The organism is Celeribacter halophilus (assembly GCF_900114135.1).
GTDB classification, from domain to species: Bacteria; Pseudomonadota; Alphaproteobacteria; order Rhodobacterales; family Rhodobacteraceae; genus Celeribacter; species Celeribacter halophilus.
This window is the reverse complement of sequence record NZ_FORY01000004.1, coordinates 238661-257961: the sequence shown is the minus strand read 5'-3', so window position 1 is coordinate 257961 and position 19301 is coordinate 238661. Positions and strand designations below refer to the sequence as shown.

Below are 19301 nucleotides of genomic sequence, written 5' to 3'. Positions count from 1 at the left end.
ACGATGTCTCATCCTGTCCTAACGTGTTGGCAATGCATCAGAATACCACTGATTGCTCCCACTGCATTTCCTCGTTCGGAATGGGCGCAAGGAGGCAAACATTGGGAACGAGCTTTGCCGTGCCCCTATCCCGTGAGGGGCAGGGCTTGGTAAAATGTGATATGCCATCTATATCAAGCCGACTTTGCGCTCGGCGAATTTTTGCCGAGGAGGAAAGCTGCGGCGTGAGGTCCGGACATTATGTGTTCGAGGCAGCGGGCTTTGGCGAACCGCTGTATGATTGGAGACGGGTATGATTGATGCGGCAATTCAGCCGTTGCAACGACGCTTGCTGACCCCGATGGGGCAGTGGTTGGTCGCGCGTTGTGTTCAGGCGGACCACATCACGCTTGCTGGCTTTGGCCTTGGCCTTTTGGCAATTCCAGCGCTGGCTTTCGGGGTCTATGGTCTGGCCCTGGCTCTGCTCTTGGTAAACCGGCTGGCGGACGGGCTGGACGGCACGGTGGCGCGCCTGTCCAAGCCGACCGACCGTGGCGCGTTTCTGGATATCGCGCTCGACTTTGTTTTCTATGCACTGTTCCCCTTGGGCTTTGCGCTTGCGGACCCGATACAGAATGCTTTGCCCACAGCCGTCCTGATCGCCGCTTTCGTCGGCACGGGGTCGTCTTTTCTGGCCTTCGCGGCCATCGCCGCCAAGCGCGGGGAGACGGCAACGGAGTTCCCGTCCAAAGGCATCTACTATCTGGGTGGCCTGACCGAAGGGTTCGAGACCATTGCGGTGTTTGTCGTGATGTGTCTTTTCCCGCAGGGCTTTGCGCTGCTGGCCTATGGTTACGCAGCGGCATGTGCCTTGACCACCGTCCTGCGCTGGCACCAAGGTTGGCAAGCCTTCTCATCACGGAAATAATGGCAGCAACTGCGCGGCTGTATCGACCAAACTTGTTTCGGAGACCCTATGAAAACTTCTCTCATCCTCGCCCTGTCATTGCTTGCCACACCGGCCTTGGCCGATTGGCAACAGACCTTGGACGCCGCACGAGGGCAGACGGTCTACTGGAACGCATGGGGCGGCGATGCGCGCACCAATGCCTTTATTGACTGGGTGGAGGACCAGACCGAAGCGCTCTATGGCGTTGAGGTCGAACAGGTCAAACTGAGCGATACGGCCGAAGCTGTCACTCGCGTGCTTTCGGAGAAATCCGCGGGTCAGGATACGGGCGGGAGTGTGGATCTCATCTGGATCAACGGGCCGAATTTTCTGGCGATGAAGGAACAGGACCTGCTCTATGGTCCTTTCGTGGCTGACCTGCCCAATGCGCGCTATCTCGACCTCGGGCCGGACTCGCCCGCTTCGGTCGATTTCACCGTGCCTGTTGAGGGGATGGAAAGCCCGTGGCGACTTGCGCGCTTTGTGTTCAGCTATGACTCCGCGCGTGTGCCAGAGCCGCCGCGCACTATGGCCGATTTCGCAGATTGGGCCGCCGCGCATCCGGGGCGGTTTACCCACCCCGATCCGTCCAATTTCATGGGCGCGACCTTCCTGAAACAAGCCCTGATCGAACTGGCTCCTGATCGCGACATCTTGCAAGAACCCGTCACCGATGTCCGATTTGCCGAAGCCACAGCACCGCTTTGGGCGTGGTATGACGCACTGCGCCCGAACCTGTGGCGCGGGGGAGAGACCTATCCGGCCAATGAATCCGTGCAGCAACAGTTGCTCAATGATGGCGAGGTGGATATTGCCATGTCCTTTGATCCCGCCTCGACCGCCGCCGCCATCGCAGACGGGCTGTTGCCGGAAAGTGCCCGCGTCTTTGTTCCAGAAGGCGGCAGTCTCGGCAACATCAGCTTCGTCGCCATCCCCTATAACGCAGCCAATGCTGAAGGGGCGATGGTCGTCGCAAACTTCCTGCTCGACCCCGCCACGCAGGCTCATATGCAGAATATCGAAGTGTTGGGCTCCTTCTCCGTGCTGGACCCCGCGCGGCTGGATGCGGAGGCCAAAGCCGTGTTTGACGCGTTGCCAAGTGCGCCAGCCTTGCCGACACGGGAGGAGCTTGGTCCGACGCTTCTGGAGCCGCATGCAAGCTGGATGACGCGGCTGACGGAAGTCTGGGCGCAGCGTTACGTCGAATGAGCCGCACCGTATGAAACACCAAGGTCGCCTGCTGCGCATGGCTGTTCTGGCAGTGGTCGGGCTTGGCCTGATCGCCCCGATAGCCCTTGGCCTGTGGCAGACAGGACGCGCCGCCTTCGGCATCCTGCCGGCCTTGGGGCGGGACGTGGTCTCGCTTGATCCGTGGCGGGCCTTGGTCGAACTTCCGGGTTTTGCCACCAGCCTGCGCCTGACATTGGTGACTGGGCTTGGCTCGACCTTGCTTTCTCTGTTGCTGGCGGTCGGGTTTTGCGCCGCCGTCCATGCGCGGATCACACCCTCGTCAGGCGCGCGTATGCTGACGCCGTTTCTGGCCATTCCCCATGCGGCGATGGCGGTGGGGCTGGCTTTTGTTCTGGCTCCCTCCGGCTGGATCGCACGGATGATTGCGCCGATTGCTGGCTGGGCGCATCCGCCGGACATTGCCACCGTCAATGACAGCTGGGGGCTGGGTTTGATGATCGGTCTGATGGTCAAGGAATTGCCGTTTCTGTTGCTGGTGATTCTCTCCGCGCTCAGCCAGATCTCCGTGGCGCGTCATATGGCGGCGGGGCGTGCGCTTGGCTACGGGCGGGGCATTGTCTGGATCAAGGTCATCATGCCACAGGTCTGGCCGCTGATCCGTCTGCCGCTCTGGGTCGTGCTGGCCTATGCGCTCTCGGTCGTGGATATGGCCATCATCCTTGGTCCTTCGACTCCGCCGACCCTGGCGGTGGCTGTGACGCGCTGGTTCAGTGATCCTGATCCGGCGATGATCCTGCCCGCCTCTGCCGGTGCGATTTTGCAGGCTGTGATCGTAGGTGGGGCAGTGGCGCTGTTGATCGGATTGGAAGCTCTGGCCAAAAGGTTTGGTCGCTGGTGGCTCAGGCGCGGAGGACGGGGACTGTCGACTGAACCGGGATTGCGCCTGGCCACTGTGGTGGTGATGACGCTGATGGCATTGGGGGTGCTGGCGATCCTGTCGCTTGTGATCTGGTCGCTGGCGTGGCGCTGGTCCTTTCCGCAGATATGGCCGGAAAGCTGGTCGCCAAAGCCGTGGGCGCGGGCGCAAGGCGGCTGGATGGAGGCGCTTGGAACCACGCTGGTTCTGGCGCTGGCAACCGTTGGGCTGTCGCTCGCGCTGGCGATTGCGTGGCTGGAGGGTGAGGATCGCGCCAACCGCCGCCGCGCTCCTTGGGCCGAAGCGATGATCTATCTGCCGCTACTGATCCCGCAAATCGGTTTTCTCTACGGGTTGAATGCCGGTTTCCTTCATATCGGCCTGTCGGGCAGTCTCTGGGCCGTGATCTGGGGGCAGGTTCTCTTTGTTTTTCCCTACGTGATGATCGCGCTGACGGATCCTTGGCGCGCGTTGGACCCGCGTATGATCCGCGCCGCAGCAGCGTTGGGGGCAGGGCCGAACCGCAGGCTTTGGGCTATCAAACTGCCGGTTCTGCTCCGTCCGATCCTGACCTCTGCGGCCATCGGGGTGGCTGTCTCAGTGGCGCAATACCTGCCGACGCTTTTCATGGGGGCGGGCCGTGTTGTGACGCTGACAACGGAAGCCGTCACCCTGTCCTCCGGCTCGGATCGTCGTGTCACCGGAGTCTATGCCACGCTGCAAGCGGGCCTGCCCTTTGCCGCTTATCTCGTCGCCTTTGCGCTGCCTGCGGTCCTGCATCGCAACCGCCGTGCCCTTTCCGGAGCTTCTGCTACATGAGCCTTGATCTTGATGCACTATCCATCCGTGCAATGAACGGGCAGCCGTTGTTTGCCCCACTGAGCCTGACGATTCCGGCGGGAGAGGTGGTGACTGTGATGGGGCCGTCCGGTGTGGGCAAATCGACCCTGTTGGATGCAATTGGCGGGCATCTTGGTCACGGATTTCACTTCTCCGGCGCGGTGCGGTTGAACGGGCGTGATGTCACTAGTCTTCCCGCCGAAGCGCGGCGGATCGGATTGATGTTTCAGGATGCACTGCTCTTTCCGCATATGTCGGTTGGCGACAATCTGGCTTTTGGTCTGCCGTGCAGTTTGCGTGGGCGAGCAAAACGTCGCGCCGCGGTGGAAACGGCTTTGACGCAGGCGGGGCTGGAGGGGCTTTATGACCGTGATCCGGCGACATTGTCGGGCGGTCAACGTGCCCGCGCCGCGCTTATGCGCACATTGTTGGCCGAACCTGCGGCCTTGCTGCTGGATGAACCGTTCTCGAAACTGGATGCAGGGCTGCGTGAGGATATGCGGAGTTTTACCTTCGAACATGTGAGATCATGTGCCATCCCGACGCTGCTCGTCACCCATGACCCCGAAGATGCCGCCGCAGCTGGCGGCCCTGTCATCGCGTTGAAAGCGGGTGGGGCCTGAGAGAGGATGTTTTCTGTTGGGCCGGGCTGAAAAAGCCATCGCACCAAACGCGCCGCCGGCGGAGTTAAGGGGCGCATTTGGTGCGGATTAGTGCGCAGGTCGCGCAGTGCTTATTTGAGGAACACGCGTTGGATGGCTTCGGCGCGTGTCAGACCTTCGGCGGCCAGAGCATCGTCCGACATGTCGGCAACGCGGCGCGCTTCTTGTGTCATTGCGACCGCTTCGGCAAGGTTGTCGAGCATGTGGTTGATCGCGATGAAAGGCCGCGCCAGCTTGTGGCGCAGGTTGGATCCGTGATGATGTGCATTGGCATATGCCATTGGAAGAACTCCGCTTATGTAACTCGGTCTCTTCCTCCCTGCCTATAAGATGGGGCGCGGCGCCGCGATTGAGCACCCCGAAAATGCAGATACCCAATATGCAACAGACGCAACTCCGCTCAAAATCCGCGCACCCTTTGCACGGGCTTCAGGGGGCTGACTTGCAGGACAAAGTTACAGATACGCCGTGGGGATGGCGGTGGTGAATTTCAATTCTTCCATAGAGATCATGGAATTGACCTGACTGAACTCCAGTTTCTGGATCATCTGTTTGTATACGGCGTCATAACGGGCCATGTCCGGCACGACGACTTTGAGGATATAATCTACCGTGCCGGTCAGGCGGTAGGCTTCGACCACTTCGGGGATTTCGTCGATCAATTCCCGAAACTTGTTCAGCCAGTCGATTTCGTGATGCGAGGTGCTAACGCCGATGAACACGGTCAAGGGCACATTGGCGCGGGTCTGGTCCACCAGAGCGACCCGTTTTTTGATGACGCCCGCCTCTTCCATCCTCTTGATCCGGCGCCAACAGGGGTTGGCTGACAGGCCTACCGCTTCGGAAATGGCCTGAATCGGCGTGTCGCTGTCTCTTTGCAGGATTTCCAGAATGCGCCGATCTGTTTCATCGAAGGTAATGCTTTCGATCGGCTTTGATCCAGTCTTGCGGGGGCGCGGTTCTGTCATGCGGGAACAAACTCCATAACTACTCCTGCTGCAAATTCGGGGCCAACACAGACACCTTTCAATGTTTCAGAAAAAGCCACATCCGACTGCTCAAGGCAACTTTTCAGGCGGTCAAGGTCGTGGGTCTTGAGGCGCAGGGTTGTGAAAGCCCCTTGCGCGGTCGCTGCGAGATTTGTCGCAGGATAACGGGCTGCCATTGCGTCCGGTGTGCACAGGATCAGGGAGGCCGAATTCGGGCCGGTGGAGACCTTGTAGCCGCCTTCAACTTCGGAGATTTGTCCCGCCGCCCAGAGCCGCGCGAAGGCTTTTGCATCTTTTTCGGGGGTCTCGGAGATGGCCAGAATGGCATCAAGGCCGCAGGCGGTGTTCGCGTGGTCGAAAAGCTCCGGAATCCACACGGTCTCCCGCGTTTTGTGCTGACACATAAAGACGCTGCCGAGGGGTGTCTCCTCTGGTGCGAAGGCAACGGTCGAGAAAGCGGCGACCCCTTCGGAGCCGTCGGGCAGAGGCACGGGGCGGGAGAAGCTGCCCAAGCCTTGCGTTGCAATGCCACGTGCGGACAGGGCTTTCGCAGCCTCTTCCGCGTCGTCGATGCGGCAGGCGACGGCATGGAGCCCTTGCCCCTGTGTTGCCAAGGTCTCCCGGCGTGCCGCGTTCAGTTCTGTCGGGGCCAAAATGCCCAGCAATTCAAAATAGTCGTTCGGGAACATGATGGTGTAATTCGCCGTGCCCTTGGCCGCCGAATGGGCACCACGGGGCGAAAGCGTAAATCCGAGGGCTTGAAATTGCGCGGCGGCAGCATCGAGATCATCGACGAGAGCAAAGCAATGGTCGATACCTTTGGCAGGGTGGGTCATTTCAAATTCTCCAAAGAAATGGTTGGCGGCGTTATTTGCGGACGGGGGAGAGCACAATTTCCGGCAGGCTGATGCCGGGTTGCATCTCTGCGACGAACACGGCGGTTTTGGCCATGTCTTCGGGTTGGATCATTGCGGCGAGTTTGTCGGTGTCAAAGCCGGGGCGCTTGGCGAGAAGCGGTGTGGCGACCTCGGCGGGGCAGAGGGCTGTCGAGCGGATGCCGTTCTTGCCCTCTTCGTCGTTGAGACTCAGCGACAGGTCGGACAACGCATGTTTCGACGCGCCATACACCACACCACTGACCGGAGAGTGAAACCGTCCTGCCCAGCTTGAGGTATGGATCATCACCCCGTCCTGTTGCGCGCGCATGATCGGCAGACAGGCGGCAATGACATTGAGCGCACCGGTGATATTCACATCAATCACCTGATCCCAGCTTTCCCAGTCCAGATCCGCCCATGTGCGTTTCGGGATGTTCAATCCGGCATTGTTACAAAGCACCGTCAGATTGCCACTCCATGCGGCGATGTCTTGGGCGGCTTGCGCCATATCCGTGCGATTCGTCACATCACCGGCGCGGATGAAAACATCTTGAGCCGCGGGCATTTCGGCGGCAACAGCTTCGAGAGCGCCTTGATTGCGGGCGGTGAGCGCCACGCGATAGCCCGCTTGGGCAAATCCAGCGGCCATCGCAGCGCCGATTCCCGACCCTGCTCCGGTGATCCATGCTACTTTCTTCATATTTTTTCCCGAATTATCCGCAATAAAAAGATCGTAACACCACTTTTTGAGCAATGTGTAGGATAAAATCCCAATTTATCTAAAATATTTAGCTTTACATGTTGACTATACGTGATCCATCTCGTCATTTGAAGCTACAAGACGCACTGCACCAACAAAGCATAAGGCCAAGCGCAATAGGGCCGATCCAGACCATCAATCGGGAGAACGAGAGACGATGACATTCAATATGAAAAAGGCAGGGCTCACACTTGCCATGACGGGGGCTCTGAGTTCCGTGGCCTATGTGGCCAATGCGGAAGAAGAAGTCCAGAAAGGCGGCACGGCGATCATCCATATGATTTCCGAGCAACGCATCCTGAATCCGGGCCTGCGTGCCTCGACCGGCGTCTATAACATCACCGGCAAAATCATGGAGCCGCTGATCGACAAGAGCTACGAGGGCTACGAACCCGTTCTGGCGACGGAATGGTCAGGCTCTGAAGACGGCAAGGCGATCACAGTCAAACTGCGCGAGGGCGTGAACTGGCATGATGGCGAGCCCTTTACTTGTGACGATGTTGCCTTTTCCGCCATCGAGCTTTGGAAAGGTCTTCTGAACTACTCCTCCGCGCTTCAGGCCAATCTCGAAAGCGTCGATTGCCCCGATCCGCATACGGCTGTGTTCAACTATTCCAAACCTATGCCGCTTGAGCTTTTCGTCGCGGCCATGCCCGATCTGGGGCATCCAGTGCCGAAACACCTGTATGAAGGCACGGACATTCTCAAGAACGAATACAATACCGCGCCGGTTGGCACGGGACCGTTCAAGTTTGTTGAATACCAGCGCGGCCAATATGTGCTGGCGGAAAAAAACGACGACTACTGGCGCGAGGGCTATCCCTATCTCGACCGGATCGTCTGGCGCTTTATCAAGGACAAATCCGCCGCTGCCGCCGCTCTGGAAGCGGGCGAAGTGCATGAATCCGGCTTTATCGGTGTGTCCATGGCTGATGTGGACCGTTTCAGCAAAGACGACCGGTTCGATGTTGGCACACAGGGTTATGAAAATAACGTTGCCCACTCCACGGTCGAGTTCAATCACCGCAACCCGATCCTTGCCGACGTGAAAGTGCGTCAGGCTATGTATCACGGTCTCGACATCGATTATGCGATCCAAACTGTCATGCACGGTTTTGCAAAACCGGGCCGCGGTCCTGTGCCGAGTGCAGGTGGCATCAATTACACCGATGAAGTGCCAACCTATGCCTATGACACAGAACTGGCCAAGACCATGCTCGATGAGGCCGGCTATCCGGTGCAAGATGATGGCTATCGTTTCCACCTGCGTCACCGTCCGGCGCCTTGGGGGGAATATACCCAGCTTTGGGCCGAGTATTTCTCGCAAGCGATGAAAGAGATCGACATTGATGTTGAGATCCTCACCAACGATGCGCCGGGCTTTTTGAACGGTGTTTACCGTGACCATGATTTCGATACAGCGAACGGCTGGCACCAGTTCCGGTCCGACCCTGCTGTGTCCACAATGGTCTGGCTGCGCTCCGGTCAACCGGAAGGCACTCCTTGGACCAACCAGTTCGGCTGGAAAAGCGATGAAATGGATCAACTGATCGATACTGCGGCGTCCGAGTTGGACGTAGAGAAACGTGCAGCAATGTATCACGAGATTCAAACCAAAGCGATGGAAGAGCTGCCGGTGATCTTCGCGATCGAGCATCCGTTCATCTCGGTCACCTCCAAAAAGCTCCACAACCACCACAACACGCCGCGGTGGAATTCGTCGAGCTGGTATGACCTCTGGCTCGAACAGTAAGACCTGTTCTCTGGCGGGCGCGTGACCCTTCGCGCCCGCCTTTTTTCCAAGACTTTCCAATGGCACGATCCCGAAGGATCCAACGACAATGACACTGCACATGCCTCCGATTCTGGTCTACGCGCTGAGGCGTCTGGCTCAGGCCATCCCCGTGGTCATCCTGATCATGATTGGCACGTTTCTTTTGCTTAAACTCGCACCGGGCGACACGGTGGACGCTTTGGTCGGTGATATGGGCGGGGCCGATGCCGCATTTATTGCGCGACTGCGGGCCGAATACGGGCTGGATCAACCGATCTGGGTCCAGCTTTGGCGCTATATGGTCAAGCTGGCCTCTTTTGATTTCGGCTGGTCCTTTGTCTATGAACAACCTGTATCAACGGTCCTGATGGAACGCCTCGGGACCACGTTGATGCTGATGGCGGCGTCTTTGAGCATTGCCTTCACCGCGGGTATCGCGCTTGGAGCGATTGCTGCGCGCCGCGCCTATTCCGCGACGGACAACCTGATCTCCGTTCTGGGCCTCGTGTTCTACGCAACGCCATCGTTTTTCCTCTCCCTGATGTTGATGCTGGTTTTCTCCGTCAAACTCGGCTGGTTGCCGGTGGGCGGGATCAAGACCATTGCCGCTTTCTACACCGGTTGGGATCACGTCTGGGATGTCATTCGCCACCTGATCATGCCGACCGCCGCGCTGTCGCTGATCTATCTGGCCTTCTACCTACGCCTGATGCGGGCCTCTGTGATGGAAGTGGCCGATCTCGATTATGTCCGCACCGCACGGGCCAAAGGCGCCAAGGAAGGCCGCCTCATGATCCACCACATCATGCGCAACGCGCTGTTACCTGTGATCACGCTTCTGGGGTTGCAATTCTCCACCGTGCTGGGGGGCTCTATCGTGGTCGAAACCATCTTCACCCTGCCCGGACTGGGACAGCTTGCCTACCAGTCTGTTGTGCAGCGCGACATGAACACCTTGATGGGGATCATCTTCCTCTGCGCCATCATCGTCGTCGTCGTCAACTTTCTCACCGACCTGCTTTACGCACGTCTCGACAGCCGGATTGAACTCGCATGACCCTTGCTGATACTGAAATCGCCCCGCCCGAGCCGCCGCGCTATGTGATGTTCTGGCGCCGCTACAAACGCAACCGTGCTGCCGTTCTGGGCCTCGTTCTCTTTGCCGTCGTGGTGCTCATGGCGCTCTCTGCTGGCCTCATCGAGCCGGGAGACCCGCTGCGTCGTGCAGGCGATCCGCTGACCCCGCCTTTCGTCAACTGGGCCACGCCTCTGGGCACGGATCAACTTGGGCGGGATGTGCTCGCAGGAGTCTTCTACGGCGCGCGCATCTCCCTTTTGATCGGGGTGGTTGCCACATTGGTTGCCATCGTGATCGGTGTCGTCATTGGCGCTCTGGCCGGATATTTTGGCGGATGGGTCGATGATGTCCTGATGCGGATTACCGAAGCCTTCCAGACCATTCCGAACTTTGTCCTTCTGCTGACACTCGTCGCGATCATGGGGTCCAAGATCGAATGGATCACGCTGGCCATCGGCATCGTGAGCTGGACCGCGCCCGCCCGTATGGTGCGTGCCGAGTTCATGTCCCTGAGAAATCGCGAATTTGTCGATGCCGCGCGCAATCTGGGCGTGTCGAACACCTCCATCATCTTTCGTGAAATCCTGCCCAATGCCATGCCGCCGATTGTGGTCTACGCCTCCGTCATCATGGCGCTGTCGATCCTGATGGAAAGCGCACTGGCCTTTCTTGCGCTTGGAGACCCGAACTATGCCAGCTGGGGCAATATGATTGGTCAGGGTCGTGCTGTGCTGCGCTCCGCACCTTACTGCGCCGTGATCCCCGGCATCGCGATCATCCTCACCGTGCTTTCCTTTTCGCTTCTGGGCGAGGGGCTCAATGATGCGCTCAATCCGAGGCAGAAAAAATGACCAAGACACCTCCTCCCGTCCTCGAACTGTGCAATCTTGAAATTTCGCTTCCGAAAGGCGCGGACCGTCCCTATGCCCTCGAAGGGCTTGACCTGATCATTGAACCCGGTGAGATCGTCTGCCTTGTGGGGGAAAGCGGCTCGGGCAAATCGCTTTGCGCCGGTGCGATCATGGGGCTTTTGCCGGAGCCGCATGTGCGCGTTACCGGCGGTGCGATCCGGTTTCTGGGCGAAGAATTGCGCGGCAAAACCGACGCCGAAATGCGCAATCTGCGTGGGGCCGACATTTCGATGATCTTCCAAGAGCCGATGACGGCTCTCAACCCGCAAAAGACTGTGGGTTGGCAGATCGACGAAGTGTTGCGTCTGCACACGAAACTGGGCAAGGCTGATCGGAAGGCCCGCGCTATCGAGATGCTCGAACGGGTGCATATCACTGATCCCGCATCGGCCTACAACGCCTACCCGCACCAGATTTCCGGCGGGCAGCGTCAGCGGGTGATGATCGCCATGTCGCTCGTTTTGTCGCCCAAGCTGATCATTGCGGACGAGCCGACCACGGCGCTCGACGTCACCACGCAGTTGCAAATTCTCAAACTCATTCGGGAATTGCAGGAAGAAGAAGGCGCGGGGGTTCTGTTCATCACCCACGACTTCGGTGTTGTGGCCGAAATCGCTGACAAGGTGGCCGTGCTGTGCCGTGGCGAACTGGTCGAAAGCGGCACCACGGATCAGGTGTTGAACCATCCGCAACACCCTTACACACGGGCCCTGATCGGCGCCGTGCCGGCACTGACGCCGCCGCCGCTCAAAATCGCGTCTGACGCGCCAGTGGTTCTCAAGGGCACAGGTCTCAAAAAGACCTTTGCGGCACGAGGCGGGATGTTTGCGGGCAAGCGCAAGGCCGTGACTGCGGTCAAGGATCTGAGCTTTGAGTTGCGTCAGGGGGAAACACTTGGTGTTGTGGGCGAAAGCGGTTCAGGCAAAACCACGGTCTCGCGGATCGTCACGCGGCTCCTGGAATGTGACCAAGGCTCTGTCGAACTGGACGGCAGTGACCTGCTGGCGGCAACACCCAAAGAATTGCGGGCTTTGCGTCAGCATATCCAAATGGTGTTCCAAGACCCGATGGCTTCGCTCAATCCCCGCAAGCGGGTGGTTGATCTGATTGCTCAGGGGCCGATTGTGCATGGCACCGATCCGGCGCAGGCCCGTGAAGAGGCCAAAAAGCTTTTGGAGCTTGTCGAACTTTCTCCCGCTGCGGCCAACCGTTTCCCGCATGAGTTTTCCGGCGGGCAGCGTCAGCGCATCGGCATTGCGCGCGCGTTGGCGCTTGAGCCGAAAGTCATCGTTGCCGATGAACCTGTCTCGGCGCTGGATGTGTCTGTGCAGGCGCAGGTTCTTAAATTGCTTGCCGATTTGCGCGATCGGTTGAACCTCTCGCTGCTGTTTGTGACCCACGATCTCAGGGTCGCAGCCCAGCTTTGTGATCGCGTCATCGTCATGCAAAAGGGTGAAATCGTGGAGACCGGCCTGACCGCCGAAGTCTTCGCCAACCCGCAGCACCCCTACACGCAAAATCTGTTGTCTTCTATTCCGGGCCGCGACTGGACACCTCCGTCGCTGCACGTGGATGTTGCTTAAGGATCTGAAATGTCACTGGAATTTAAAGATATCCGCAGCGCGTTGATCGGCGAAGGGGCGTCAATCTCCGGCCCCTTCGGTCCCCGCGCGTTGATTTACGCCGATTATGTCGCCTCAGGACGTGCGCTCAGCTTTATCGAAGATGCCATCCGCACCCATGTTCTGCCCTATTACGGCAACACCCACACAGAGACCTCTTTCGTCGGGCGGCGCACCACGCAGTTGCGCGAAATGGCCCGCGAGGCGGTGCGCAAAGCGGTCAAGGCAGACGAGAACCATGCGGTGATCTTCACCGGATCGGGGGCGACCGGCGCGGTGGACAAGCTGGTGCGTGCTTTTTCGATGAAGGGACTCTCGGACGGCGTTGTGTTTGTCGGCCCCTATGAGCATCACTCCAACGATCTGCCTTGGCGCGAAAGCGGCGCGACGGTGGTGCGGGTGCCTTTGAATGCGGCGGGCACGATCTGTCTTGAAACGCTGGAGCGTGAAATTGCGGCCCATGCGGACGCGCCGCTCAAAATCGGGGCGTTTTCGGCGGCTTCCAATGTCACCGGCGTGCGCACTGATCTGCGTGCAGTAGCGCAGTTGCTTCATGCGCATGACGCGTTCTTCGTGGCAGACTTCGCGGCGGCCGCGCCATATATGCCCGTTGAGCTTGCGGAAAGCGTCAAGGGCGCGGGCGACCGGATCGACGCCGCGGTGATCTCGCCGCACAAGTTCCCCGGCGGTCCCGGTGCCTCCGGTCTGTTGATTGCCGAGCGCAGCCTGTTTGACAGCGCCCGCCCAACCCTGACAGGGGGCGGCACGGTGAGTTATGTGACTGCCGAAGGGCATAGCTATATTTCCGATCCGGAACATCGCGAGGAAGGCGGGACACCTGCTATTGTCGACAACATTCGTGCAGGCATGGTGATGCAACTCAAACGGGATATGGACGAAACCCGCGTCGAGGCCCGCGAAACTGTGCTCACCCGCCGGATGGAAGACGCCCTGCGAGCCATTCCGGGTATGGAGCTTCTGGGGCCGTCCAATGTGCCGCGTCTCGGGATCTTTTCTTTCAACCTGCGGGTCAAAGGGCGGCTGTTGCATCACAACTATGTTGTGGCGCTGCTCAATGATCTCTTCGGGATTCAAGCCCGAGGCGGGTGCTCCTGTGCCGGTCCTTACGGACATGCCTTGCTCGACATTGACCAGACCACCAGCGCACGTCACGAAGCGGCGGTGCAGCATGGTCATTCGATCTTCCGTCCGGGCTGGGCGCGGTTCGGGATCAACTGGTTCTTTGACGAAGAAGACGTGGACAAGATCGCCGCCGCAATCCGTTTTGTTGCAGAACACGGGCTCGACATGCTGGCTTATTATCGCCTCGACGCGGTCGAAGGCATCTGGCGCGCCACACCTGCTTTCGAAGACACATGCCCTTCCGCACTTTCCGCTCTGTGGCTGGGGCAGGGAGCATCTGCCGATCTGGTGCCCGATTTCGAGACCTGTCTGGCAGAGGCTCGCCGGCTGGCGGAAGAGGCCAGAAAACAGAGCTGTGCCCACGGGCCGGAGTTATCCTCCGAGGAAGAGGCGCTGCGCTGGTTCTGGTTGCCTCATGAGGTGACTGACAAGAAAACGAAAGGGGCTGCGTGATGGCTGTCGAGTTTCCGAAATCGCTCTGGGCGGCAACCGCGCCGGAGCGGCCCCTGTCTTCCCCGCTGCAAGGCGTCGAAGAAACGGATGTCGCAATCATTGGCGCAGGGTTTACAGGCCTGTCTGCGGCCATTGAAGCCCGCAAGCGTGGCCATGCGACCACTGTGATCGAGGGCAAGGCTGCGGGCTGGGGCGCCTCCGGTCGCAACAACGGTCAGGTCATTCCGATTCTGACCTCTGCGGAGCCGGATGTCTGGGTCTCGCGCTATGGAGACGCGGGCAAACGTATGGTGCGCCTCATAGGCAATTCGGGTGATGTGCTGTTTGATCTCGTGCGTGAATTCGGAATGCAGGCCGAGGCCGAGCAAAGTGGTTGGTTCCAACCTGCGCATAGTCCGGGTCGTGTGAAACTGTCGCAGAAACGGGTCGATGCGTGGCAGCGTTACGGGTTTCCGGCGGAATTGAAAGACGCCCAAGCCTGTGCCGATATTCTGGGATCGGAGTTCTGGCATGGCGGGATGTATAACCCGACCGGCGGCCATATCAACCCGCTGGCGCTGGCGCGTGAAATGGCGCGTGTGGCGGAGCATCTGGGCGCTGTGATCCATGAGGAAAACCCCGCGACCTCTTTTGAGCGTGTGGGCAGTCAATGGATCATCAAAACGCCCGAAGGCACGTTGAAAGCCCGCGCGCTGATTATGGCGAGCAACGCCTATACGGGCGAGTTGGCCCCGCGCCTTGCACCGCGCATTGCCCGCTCGATCGTGCCGGTTCTGAGCTGGCAAATGGCGACAGAACCCGTGGGCGACAATCTGCGCCAGAAACTCCTGCCGGGACGTCAGGCCGTCTCGGACACCCGTGGCGATCTGCGGTTCTTCCGCTATGACGCACGCAACCGCTTGATCACTGGCGGAGCTGTGATCGGCTCTATTGATGTAGCCAACCGTGTGCGCCGGAAAGCGGCGACAAATCTGGCCGAAGCCTTCCCCGAACTGGGGGTGCCGGAGATGACCCATGTCTGGTCCGGCTATATCGGCATGAACTGGGACCGCTTCCCGCGCGTGCACAGGCTTGGCCCTGATGGTTGGGCATGGATCGGCTGCAACGGGCGCGGCGTGGCGCTTGGCACGTCCTTGGGGCGCGAGTTGGCCCGTGCGGCAACCGGACAGCCCGAAGATGAACTGGCCCTGCCGGTGACCGAGCCGCATCCCTTCCCGATGCACGGGATCGTGCGGCGCGTCGCCCCCACCTATTTAACCTGGCTCAAACGTCAGGACCATAAGGAGATCAACCTGTGACGGAGACACCCATGGCAGAAGCCAAAGGCATGGATTTAAACGACATTCCGATCCTTCTACGTCGGAAGATCGAAGCAATGATCCTCAAGCATGTGTTTGATGTCATCAGTGAACGGTCGGGGCGGGAAGAAGCCGAAGCTGTACTCGATGCCGCCGTGTCGAAATCCGCAATCGAACAGGGAAAGATGCTGGCCGACGAGTTGGGCCATGCCCCCGATCTGACGGATTTTGCGGCGATCCAGCCCAACTGGATCCGCGAGGACGCGCTCAGGATCGAGACCATCGAAATGTCCGAAGAAAAGATGGATTTCAATGTTGTGAAATGCCGCTATGCGGAGATGTATCAGGAGATGGGACTGGGCGACATCGGGCACCTTCTGTCGTGCAATCGCGACGGGGATTTCTGCATCGGTTACAACCCCGATATCGAGATGACACGCACTCAGACCATCATGAAAGGCGCAAGCCATTGCGACTTCCGCTACCGCATGAAAAAGGAGGCCTGAGCTATGGCTGTTGAAAACTGGGTTGCCCAGCAGGTTGCCGATCTGACGGAGTTTCGCCGCGATCTGCATATGAACCCCGAACTTCTCTATGACGTCAAACGTACAGCCCAGAAGGTTGCCGAAGCCCTGCGTGCGGCTGGGGTGGACGAGGTCCATGAAGGCATCGGCCAGACCGGCGTTGTCGGTGTGATCAAAGGCCAGAGCGATGCATCCGGTCGCATGATCGGTCTGCGCGCGGATATGGATGCGCTTCCCATCATCGAGGAAACGGGCAAGCCCTACGCCTCGCAAGTGGCGGGAAAGATGCATGCCTGCGGGCATGATGGCCACACGACAATGCTCTTGGGCGCAGCACGGCATCTTGCCGAAAGCCGCGCGTTTGACGGCACGGTGATCGTGATTTTCCAGCCCGCCGAAGAAGGCGGCGCCGGTGCGCGCGCGATGATCGAGGACGGTCTTTTCACCCGCTGGCCTTGCAATGAGGTCTACGGGATGCACAACCGCCCGAATCTGCCGCTTGGACAGTTTACCATCAATTCGGGTCCGATCATGGGCTCTGTCGATGAGGTGAAGATCACCATCACCGGACGCGGCGGCCATGCGGCGCGGCCCGAGCAGAACATTGACCCGCTGCCGGTTGCGGGCGCACTTTTGCAAGCGGTGCAGACCCTCACCTCGCGCAATATGGACCCGATTGACAGTGCGGTGGTTTCGCTTTGCACCATTCAGGCGGGCAATGCGTTCAACGTCATTCCCCAAGATGTCACCCTGACCGGCACTGTGCGGACATTGCGCGAAGAGGTGCGCGATATGATCGAAGAACGTCTCCACATCATGACCGGCAATATCGCGGCGGCCTTCGGTGCGGTGGGGAAACTCGACTATATCCGGCACTATCCTGTGACGGTGAACCACGAGCATGAAACCGAACTGGCCGCGAAAGCCGCGCAGGAGGTTGCGGGCGTCGAAAATGTCCATCTCGACATGCCGCAAACTCTTGGGGGAGAGGACTTTTCCTTCATGCTCAACGAAGTGCCCGGCGCGATGATCAACATCGGCAACGGCCCTTCGGCGGCATTGCATCATCCGAAATATGACTTCAATGATGACGTTATTCCTTGGGGCAGCTCCTATTGGACCACATTGGTGCGTCAGAGATTGCCTCTTGGGTGAGTGATACCTTTCCCGATATGTCGGGAGGTATTTGCAGAATGTCAAAACACCGGCTCCGAGAGGGGCCGGTGTTAAGCATTTCAATCTGGGACATGGGCGGTTTTGGCACTCAATCTGTGCCGTCTGCCTGTTTTCAGTCCGAGATTGCGCCTTCTTCATCGCGCGAGCTATGCATCTTTGTTTTCACCTTGCGCCCGATGATCAAGGGCAAGATGAACCCGATGATTGCGATGAGCCAGAGCGTGATCGACAGCGGGCTGTCAATTAGGGTCATCCAGTCGCCGTTATCGATACTGATGGCGCGGCGCAGGTTGTTCTCCATCGAGTTGCCAAGAAGCGTTCCGAGAATGATCGGCACCAAGGGGACATCCAGTTTGCGCAGCACCCACCCCATGACGCCGAAGCCGATCATGACGAGGAGATCGAAAGACGATCCGGAAATCCCGTAAATGCCGACAAAAGAAACCATTGCAACAATCGGCATCAGGATGCGGGGCGGTACCATTAACACGCGCGTGAACAGGCCGATCATTGGAATGTTCATCGCCAGCAGCATGATGTTTGCAATAAAGAGTGCTGCAATGAGGCCCCAGACCACGTCCGGATTTTGTGAAAACAGCAACGGTCCCGGAGTGATATTGAGCGAGAGGAGCACAGCCAACAGGACGGCGGTTGTGCCAGACCCCGGCACACCCAGCGCGAGCATTGGCACGAGTGCGCCACCTGCGGCTGCGTTGTTGCCTGCTTCAGGGGCGGCAACACCACGCGGATCGCCTTTGCCGAATGTTTTGCCTTCGCTATCCACCAGACGCTTTTCAAACGCATAGGAGATGAAGGAGCCGAGCGAAGCCCCTGCACCGGGCAGAACTCCGGCGACAAAACCGAGGGCTGTGGAGCGGATCATGGTGGGTGTGGTTTGTTTGAGCATCGACAGCGGAGGGGTGAGACGTCCCACTTGAATTTTGTCGGCGCTTCCGTTTGCATCCCCGTGGCGATGCTCAAGAAAGATGAAGACTTCAGACAGTGCAAACAGACCTACGATCGCCACAAGGAAATCCAACCCGTCATAGAGATGCACTTCACCAAAGGTAAAGCGCGGCACGCCGGTCTGAGTATCCACGCCGATCATCGCGAGGCCAAGCCCCAGAGCTGCGGCAAATGCGGATTTGGCCTGATTGGTGGAGGAAACTCCGCCAAGGGTCATAAAGGCCAGAGCAAAGAGGGCGAAATATTCTGCAGGGCCGAACAGAAGTGCAATTTTGACGAGTTGAGGGGCCAGAAAAATCAGACCCCAAGTGGCAAAGAAGGCCCCGACAAAAGAGGCGATACCAGAAAGAGACAGGGCCTGCCCTGCCATCCCGTTTTTCGCCATAGGGTGCCCATCAAGACACGTCATCATCGCCGGTTCGTCACCGGGGATATTGAGCAAGATCGAGGAGATGCGCCCACCATACATGGCGCCGTAATACACGGACGTCAGGAGAATGAGGGAAGGGGTGGCTCCGAGCCCGAGTGTGAAGGCCAATGGGATAAGAATAGCCACGCCATTCGATGGTCCGAGGCCGGGCAATGCACCCATGATTGTGCCCAGAAAACATCCCAACAGAGCAAGTAGGAGGTTCTGCCACGTCAGCGCGATAGCAAAGCCGTCAGCAAGAGAAATCAGAGTATCCATGTGACTCTTCCTTTTAAAAGCCGAGCGGTCCGCGCGCGAGCGAAAGACCAAGGAGAAGGTGGAAAACGACGTAGATGCCAAGTGATGTGCCGACACCGGTCACAACGGAGGCAACGGCACCGGAACCCAGCCGCCATGTGAGGTAGGTCGCGGCGAATGCGGTCGAGAAAACAAAGCCGATGACGGGAAGAAGCTCGGCGTAGAGGACCATGACGACAACTGCGGCCATAATTTCAACGAAACGCCCGAGATCGGGCCAGGATGGCGATGCGTCGGGCTTGAGTGCGATTCCGATGGAACTCAGCCCCAGAATGGTGGCGATAATCAACGGAAATGCTTTGGGTCCAACAGCATCGGATAGAAAGCTTTCTTCAATCGCCAAGGACGCAAAGGCGAACCCGATGGCGAGAAGAAGACCGAAAAGACCAAAAACGCGATCACTCATGATGGTCTCCTTATATAAGGGATGAGACACGGCACGTTTGCCGCTAAAGGAGAGCGCCG

Annotated in this window: 18 protein-coding genes; 12 read left to right on the top strand and 6 right to left on the bottom strand. The window is 58.9% G+C overall.

Features of this window, described 5'->3' with window-relative positions:
* Positions 1-292 precede the first annotated feature (292 nt).
* From BM152_RS05830 to BM152_RS05815, 4 genes are read left to right on the top strand one after another with little or no spacing between them, the layout of a single operon-like run.
* Entirely contained in the window at positions 293-907 is a 615-nt protein-coding gene (locus BM152_RS05830; protein WP_066601279.1) for a CDP-alcohol phosphatidyltransferase family protein, read from the top strand.
* 48 nt (positions 908-955) lie between these two features.
* Positions 956-2137, top strand: a complete 1182-nt coding sequence (locus tag BM152_RS05825) for an ABC transporter substrate-binding protein (RefSeq protein WP_066601281.1) — start codon at positions 956-958, stop codon at positions 2135-2137.
* A 10-nt stretch (positions 2138-2147) separates the two neighbouring features.
* Positions 2148-3854, top strand: a complete 1707-nt coding sequence (locus BM152_RS05820; RefSeq protein ID WP_197418766.1) for an ABC transporter permease — start codon at positions 2148-2150, stop codon at positions 3852-3854.
* Positions 3851-4498: an ATP-binding cassette domain-containing protein gene (locus tag BM152_RS05815; RefSeq protein ID WP_082715307.1), complete on the top strand. Its 648-nt coding sequence runs from the start codon at positions 3851-3853 to the stop codon at positions 4496-4498. The genes BM152_RS05820 and BM152_RS05815 overlap by 4 nt, the downstream gene beginning before the upstream one ends.
* 110 nt (positions 4499-4608) lie before the next feature.
* On the opposite strand, the gene BM152_RS05810 is transcribed toward BM152_RS05815, so the two are convergent.
* The 4 genes from BM152_RS05810 to BM152_RS05795 form a co-directional block, all read right to left on the bottom strand.
* On the bottom strand, positions 4609-4818 hold the full coding sequence (locus BM152_RS05810; RefSeq protein WP_066601287.1) for a hypothetical protein: 210 nt from the start codon (positions 4816-4818) through the stop codon (positions 4609-4611).
* A 174-nt stretch (positions 4819-4992) separates the two neighbouring features.
* Positions 4993-5505 carry an Lrp/AsnC family transcriptional regulator gene (locus BM152_RS05805; protein WP_082715308.1) on the bottom strand — a complete coding sequence of 171 codons (513 nt, stop codon included), beginning with the start codon at positions 5503-5505 and terminating at the stop codon, positions 4993-4995.
* Positions 5502-6362 carry a VOC family protein gene (locus tag BM152_RS05800; RefSeq protein WP_066601289.1) on the bottom strand — a complete coding sequence of 287 codons (861 nt, stop codon included), beginning with the start codon at positions 6360-6362 and terminating at the stop codon, positions 5502-5504. The genes BM152_RS05805 and BM152_RS05800 overlap by 4 nt, the downstream gene beginning before the upstream one ends.
* A gap of 31 nt (positions 6363-6393) precedes the next feature.
* Entirely contained in the window at positions 6394-7104 is a 711-nt protein-coding gene (locus tag BM152_RS05795; protein WP_066601291.1) for an SDR family oxidoreductase, read from the bottom strand.
* 217 nt (positions 7105-7321) lie between these two features.
* On the opposite strand from BM152_RS05795, the gene BM152_RS05790 reads away from it, so the two are divergent.
* From BM152_RS05790 to BM152_RS05755, 8 genes are all read left to right on the top strand, one after another.
* Complete coding sequence (locus tag BM152_RS05790) at positions 7322-8917, top strand: ABC transporter substrate-binding protein (RefSeq protein ID WP_066601294.1); 1596 nt, start codon at positions 7322-7324, stop codon at positions 8915-8917.
* Between the two features lie 88 nt (positions 8918-9005).
* The gene (locus BM152_RS05785; protein ID WP_066601296.1) at positions 9006-9995 is read left to right on the top strand and encodes an ABC transporter permease; all 990 of its coding nucleotides are present in this window, start codon (positions 9006-9008) and stop codon (positions 9993-9995) included.
* Positions 9992-10867, top strand: a complete 876-nt coding sequence (locus tag BM152_RS05780; protein ID WP_066601298.1) for an ABC transporter permease — start codon at positions 9992-9994, stop codon at positions 10865-10867. The genes BM152_RS05785 and BM152_RS05780 overlap by 4 nt, the downstream gene beginning before the upstream one ends.
* Positions 10864-12510, top strand: a complete 1647-nt coding sequence (locus tag BM152_RS05775) for an ABC transporter ATP-binding protein (protein WP_066601300.1) — start codon at positions 10864-10866, stop codon at positions 12508-12510. Before BM152_RS05780 ends, BM152_RS05775 begins: the two co-directional genes overlap by 4 nt.
* 9 nt (positions 12511-12519) lie before the next feature.
* Positions 12520-14145 carry an aminotransferase class V-fold PLP-dependent enzyme gene (locus BM152_RS05770; RefSeq protein WP_066601302.1) on the top strand — a complete coding sequence of 542 codons (1626 nt, stop codon included), beginning with the start codon at positions 12520-12522 and terminating at the stop codon, positions 14143-14145.
* A complete protein-coding gene (locus tag BM152_RS05765) occupies positions 14145-15443 on the top strand; it encodes an NAD(P)/FAD-dependent oxidoreductase (protein ID WP_066601306.1) in 1299 nt (432 codons plus the stop codon). The genes BM152_RS05770 and BM152_RS05765 overlap by 1 nt, the downstream gene beginning before the upstream one ends.
* Positions 15440-15949: an L-2-amino-thiazoline-4-carboxylic acid hydrolase gene (locus tag BM152_RS05760; RefSeq protein ID WP_231730491.1), complete on the top strand. Its 510-nt coding sequence runs from the start codon at positions 15440-15442 to the stop codon at positions 15947-15949. Before BM152_RS05765 ends, BM152_RS05760 begins: the two co-directional genes overlap by 4 nt.
* A gap of 3 nt (positions 15950-15952) precedes the next feature.
* Positions 15953-17122 (top strand): M20 aminoacylase family protein, encoded by a 1170-nt coding sequence (locus BM152_RS05755; RefSeq protein ID WP_066601310.1) that lies wholly within the window; start codon positions 15953-15955, stop codon positions 17120-17122.
* A gap of 133 nt (positions 17123-17255) precedes the next feature.
* On the opposite strand, the gene BM152_RS05750 is transcribed toward BM152_RS05755, so the two are convergent.
* Both BM152_RS05750 and BM152_RS05745 read right to left on the bottom strand, forming a co-directional pair.
* Positions 17256-18797 (bottom strand): tripartite tricarboxylate transporter permease, encoded by a 1542-nt coding sequence (locus BM152_RS05750; RefSeq protein WP_066601312.1) that lies wholly within the window; start codon positions 18795-18797, stop codon positions 17256-17258.
* A gap of 13 nt (positions 18798-18810) precedes the next feature.
* On the bottom strand, positions 18811-19242 hold the full coding sequence (locus BM152_RS05745) for a tripartite tricarboxylate transporter TctB family protein (RefSeq protein WP_066601313.1): 432 nt from the start codon (positions 19240-19242) through the stop codon (positions 18811-18813).
* Positions 19243-19301 lie beyond the last annotated feature (59 nt).